The organism is Mesorhizobium sp. M7A.F.Ca.AU.001.01.1.1 (genome assembly GCF_004022735.1).
Lineage (GTDB): Bacteria > Pseudomonadota > Alphaproteobacteria > Rhizobiales > Rhizobiaceae > Mesorhizobium > Mesorhizobium ciceri.
Map to the genome: position 1 here is coordinate 1 of NZ_RZPF01000528.1, position 4,769 is coordinate 4,769.

A 4,769-nucleotide genomic window follows, 5' to 3' on the forward strand; every position below is an offset into this window, starting at 1 on the left:
GGATCAATGAGATCGGCAAGTCCCGATCTCGATGCCGTCGTTGACGCGCTTTTTTCCGCGCAGCGGTCGCTGCGGATGGTTTCGGAACCTTCCGCCGGACTGACCCCCGTGGATTTCACGGCGGCCTGCTGCAACTGCCGACCCGCGAAAAATTAATCGTCTGGATCAAGGGAGGAAACCGGTGTCACTCTATTCGATCTACGTCCTCGAATACGGCTACGTACCCGAATACCACAAGAGCGGCGTCATCTACGGCGCTCACAATGAAGGCTATGTCAAGCTGCCCTACTGCTACGCCGTCATCAAGGGAGACGGTTGGGCCGCGATGGTCGACGTCGGTTACAACGACCGCGACTACGGGAACTATCTTGGCACGCTGTTCAATGTCCAGAACTGGCGCGGACCGCGCGAGGTTCTTGCCGAAATCGGATTGACGCCGGAAGACATCAACGCGGTCTTTATCACGCACGCGCATTTCGATCATTTCGGCAATGTCGATGCATTTCCCAATGCCACCTTCTACGTCCAGAAGAAGGAGCTGCAGGAATGGATCTGGGCGATGTCGCTGCCGGATCGCATGCGCTGGATCCTGTCCGGCATCGATACGGCGGATATCCTGCGCGGTGTGCAGCTGGCGCGCGACAAGCGCCTCATTGCGGTCGATGGCGCCATGGAAAACGTATTCCCCGGCATCGATCTTCACGTCGCTTATGACAGCCACACCTTCGCATGCATGTGGGTGACGGTGCGCAATGATGGCAAGACGGATTCCCAGGACACCTGGGTGCTTGCCGGTGATCTTGTTTACCAGTTCGAGAACCTGAACGGCGCCTCCGAACAGCTCAAGATCGATGACATGTATCTCCCTGTCGGCCTGGCCACCGGCAGCCAGATCAATCTGATCATGGCCACCGAAGCCATGATGAAACAGGTCGGCCATGAGTCTCGACGGGTCATACCCGTTCACGAGTCGCGGCTCGAACAGACATTCCCGTCCCGGCTCTCCAGCCAGAAGCTGCGGATCAGCGAAATCTGTCTGGCCAGCGGAGCAAGATCCGCACTGCTTTAACCGACAAGTTCGATGCCGCGAATCCGCAGAAGGACAAGACACGTGGAAAATCCTTCAGAGAAGCCAAAGCCGGTCACGGCCTTAGGAGAAGGTGCATCCGGACCGAGCAGTTGGTTTGCCTCAGCTGGTGGGCCGACCGCGGGTATCGCGGCGGCAACGCTGGTCCTGTTCGTCTTCGGCGGCCTGATCGCCCCGCAGAGTCTTGGCACCGGAGCGATGAGCGGAATGCTTCCCTTTGCCGCGATCCTGGCCCTGGTCAGCCTGGGTCAGACACTCGTCATCCAGCAGGGCGGCATCGATCTGTCCGTGCCGGGGATGGTTTCGCTCAGCGCTGTCATCGTCTGTTACTTCTCGGAGAGCCAACCGAATGCCGAGGGCAGTGTCGTCCTGGCACTCTTTTACGCTTTCGCCGCGGCAGCTGTAGCGGGGCTGATCAGCGGCCTGCTCGTCAGCAAGGTTCGTGTTGCGCCGATCGTGGCCACAATCGGCATGAACGCGCTGCTCTATGGCATGAACGTCAAGATTTCGGGCGGCACACCGGTGTCGGTACCCGGGTCGATAGCGGCATTCGCCAACGGCAAGATATTTGGCATCACGCAGCTCGCCTATTTGGCAGTAGCGATGGCTATTGTCGTCATTTTCGTCGTCAAGGCGACGACCTTCGGGCGCAATTTCGAGGCTGTCGGCGCAAACAGCCGGGCGGCACGCGCGGCGGGTATCGTCGCTGACCGCTACCAGATCGCCGCGTATGTGGGCGCGAGCCTGCTCTATTCGGCCGGCGGCATTCTGCTCGGCGGCCTTATGCAACTGCCAAGTCCGCAGCAGGGCGACAACTACCTGATGCCGTCGATCGCCGCGACGGTTCTGGGTGGAACCTCGCTGTTTGGCGGCAAGGGCAATCTGGCGGCAACCGTGATCGCCGCTCTCTTTCTCACACAGCTCCAGCAATTGGTGCTGACGACGGGCGCCAGCATCGGCGTTCAATACCTTTTTCAAGGTGCCGCGATCCTGGTCGGGGTCGGCATCTATGGTCTTAATTTTCGCAATCTCAAGCGTGCAATCAGCTTGAGGAACAGGTCGACCGCATGATGTCGGCGGCCAAGGGAATAAACAGTTTCAACGCTGTCCATCACGGCAGGTTGGAGAACAGCAACCAAACTTCGTTGGGAGGAAATGATGAAGTCTTATCTTGGATTAAACGTGATATCGGGCGCCGCGCTCGCCCTGTCGGCCTTTGCAACTGTCTCACCGCTGTCGGTCACACAAGCCGGCGCCGCGGATTGGTGCAAGGGCATCGCCGGCGGTGTCTTCTGCGCCGAACCGGCGGCGACACCACCGAGCTTTTGCGGAACGAAGGAGATTTCTGTCGCGCTGGCAGATGGCTTCGCCCAGAACCCCTGGCGGCAGACGACGACGGCCGCAGCGATCAACGAGGTCAGCCAGTGCCCGAACGTCACCGGCTGGGATCACGCAGACGGGCAAGGTAACACCCAGAAGGCGATTTCCGACCTCAGCGGTCTCGCAGCGCGCGGCGTCAACGCCATTGTCGTGTTCCCCGATGCCGGCCCGGCCATGCTGCCGGCGATCCGCGATGCCTTCAAGCAGGGCAGCACCGTCGTGCCGTACCGAGCCCGTGTCGGTGGTGAGGAAGGCAAGGATTACAGCGTTTTCGTCGGCACGAACTTCCACCAGGACGGCGTCGACTGGGGAAAATGGATGGCGAAGGCCCTCCACGGCAAGGGAAATGTCGCCTATCTCGGCGGACCTGCCGGAACCAGCCAGAGCCGTGAGCGCGCCGATGGCATCCTCGAAGCGTTCAAGGACTATCCGGGCATCGTCCAGATCGGGCAGAAGCCGTTCGAAGTGACGAATTGGGATTCCAGCATGGTCGCCAAATCACTGGGCGCGCTGATTGCCCAGTATCCGCAGATCGACGGTGTCATCGCCGACCTCAGCATGGGCGTTGTCGCCTCGGGCGTCTTCGAACGCGCCGGTCGGCCGCTTCCGCTTATTGCCGGTGAAGACGCCAATGTGTTCGGCTGCACCTGGAAGAAGCTGCATGACGCCGACGCGAAGTCCACCTTCCAGTACACGACAAACAGCGCCGAGCAGTGGAACGTACGTCTGGCCGTACGCTGGGCGATCGCCGAGGCAGCCGGCGGCAAGATGGATCAGCCGCTCGTCATAACCGACCCCAACGGCACCAAGCATACGGTGGCCGAGGCCGGTGTGAAGGAAGTGACGAACTTCCAGCTCGAGGATTCGCTTGCCGGAACGGTTTTCTGCAATCCGAAGCTTCCTGAATCCGCTTCAAACGGCACCAGCCTGCCTGACGAACAGGTCCTGGCAGCCCTCAAGGGCGGTCTCTGATCTCGAGCCAAAAGGGGCGGGCTTCTGTCCGCCCCTTCATCTCCTCAAGCAGGATGATGGAAGTCACTTAGGAGGATCGACCCATGGCCACCGTCGAGCAGCTTCAGGCTGACAGGGCAACGCCGACCAGTACTGCGTTGGACAGCCCGTTGGGTTTGCGCATGCAAGGCGTGTGGAAGCGTTTCGGCAATGTCGTCGCCGTGAAGGACATCTCGTTTGACGCGCGATGTGGCGAGGTTCATGCGCTTCTGGGAGAAAATGGCGCAGGCAAGTCGACATTGATGGGCATTGCCTCCGGAAATTTGAGCTTCGATCAGGGTTCGATCGAAATATGCGGACAAACTGTAGATCGCTTGAGCGCGGCACAGGCGCAACGGCTCGGGCTCGCCATCGTGCATCAGCACCCGGCAGTGCTTCCTGATCTGACGGTGGCTGAAAACCTGCTGCTTGCAGTTCCAGCAGCGCTTCGAACGGATTATGCGAATGCCAATGACTGGGTAGTCGCCCAACTCCATCGTGTTGGCTCTGCCGTTCATCCCAAGACCCGGCTGTGTGATGTCGACATAGCACAAAGCCAACTGATAGAACTTGCCAAGGCGCTTGCGATCGACCCGAAGATCCTCATTCTTGACGAACCCACCGCGGCTTTGACAGCCGACCTTGTCGATATCCTGTTTCGCAACGTGCGCCAAGCCGCGGCTCGCGGCGCGGCGGTCATCTACATTTCGCATCGGCTGCAGGAAATCAGACAGATCGCAGACACTGTCACCGTCATGCGTGACGGAGAAGTGAAGGGATCGGCACCTGTGCGCGATGTCAGCGATGACCAGATCCTCAACCTCATTGTCGGACGCACCGTTACCAAGCAATTTCCGCCCAAATCATCCGGTGTCATGAGTGGCGCAAGTGTTCTTGAGGTCAAAGGGCTTTCGGGCGCTGATTTCGTAGACATCAACATGTCGGCGCGTGGCGGCGAGATCGTTGGTATCGCCGGCATTACCGGAAACGGCCAGAGCGACTTCCTGCGTTCGCTGGCAGGTCTTGGAAATGCCCGTGGAGCCGTCACTCTGGACGGGAAGACCGTGCCGCTCGGCAACCCGGGTGCCGCTCGTAGTGCCGGCATTATCTATCTGTCTCCCGACCGCCAGCATGAAGGCCTTTTTCCCAGTCTTTCCGTGCGCGAAAACGGTACCATCTCGGCCCTGTCACGTTTCGCGAACTTTGGCGTCGTGAACCGTTCGCTCGAACGGCGGCAAATGGAAGCCCAGCGAGTGGACCTGAACATTCGCGCGGCATCGATCGAGCAGAATGTCGCCACGCTGTCTGGCGG

The 4,769-nt window shown here is 59.9% G+C and carries 4 protein-coding genes; all 4 read left to right on the top strand.

Annotated features, from left to right (window positions below; translation table 11 throughout):
• Positions 1-181 precede the first annotated feature (181 nt).
• The gene (locus tag EN884_RS26180; RefSeq protein ID WP_024505467.1) at positions 182-1,069 is read left to right on the top strand and encodes an N-acyl homoserine lactonase family protein; all 888 of its coding nucleotides are present in this window, start codon (positions 182-184) and stop codon (positions 1,067-1,069) included.
• Positions 1,070-1,111: 42 nt separating this feature from the next.
• Positions 1,112-2,158 carry an ABC transporter permease gene (locus EN884_RS26185; RefSeq protein WP_063170560.1) on the top strand — a complete coding sequence of 349 codons (1,047 nt, stop codon included), beginning with the start codon at positions 1,112-1,114 and terminating at the stop codon, positions 2,156-2,158.
• Between the two features lie 84 nt (positions 2,159-2,242).
• On the top strand, positions 2,243-3,439 hold the full coding sequence (locus EN884_RS26190; RefSeq protein ID WP_128360810.1) for a substrate-binding domain-containing protein: 1,197 nt from the start codon (positions 2,243-2,245) through the stop codon (positions 3,437-3,439).
• An 83-nt stretch (positions 3,440-3,522) separates the two neighbouring features.
• Positions 3,523-4,769, top strand: a 1,247-nt coding sequence (locus EN884_RS26195; RefSeq protein ID WP_164895159.1) for a sugar ABC transporter ATP-binding protein, incomplete at its 3' end; no start/stop codon positions are given.

What these genes read in the sequence shown, in the direction of transcription:
- EN884_RS26190 (WP_128360810.1), top strand. Translation starts at nt 2,243, where the DNA reads ATGATGAAGTCTTATCTTGGATTAAACGTGATATCGGGCGCCGCGCTC.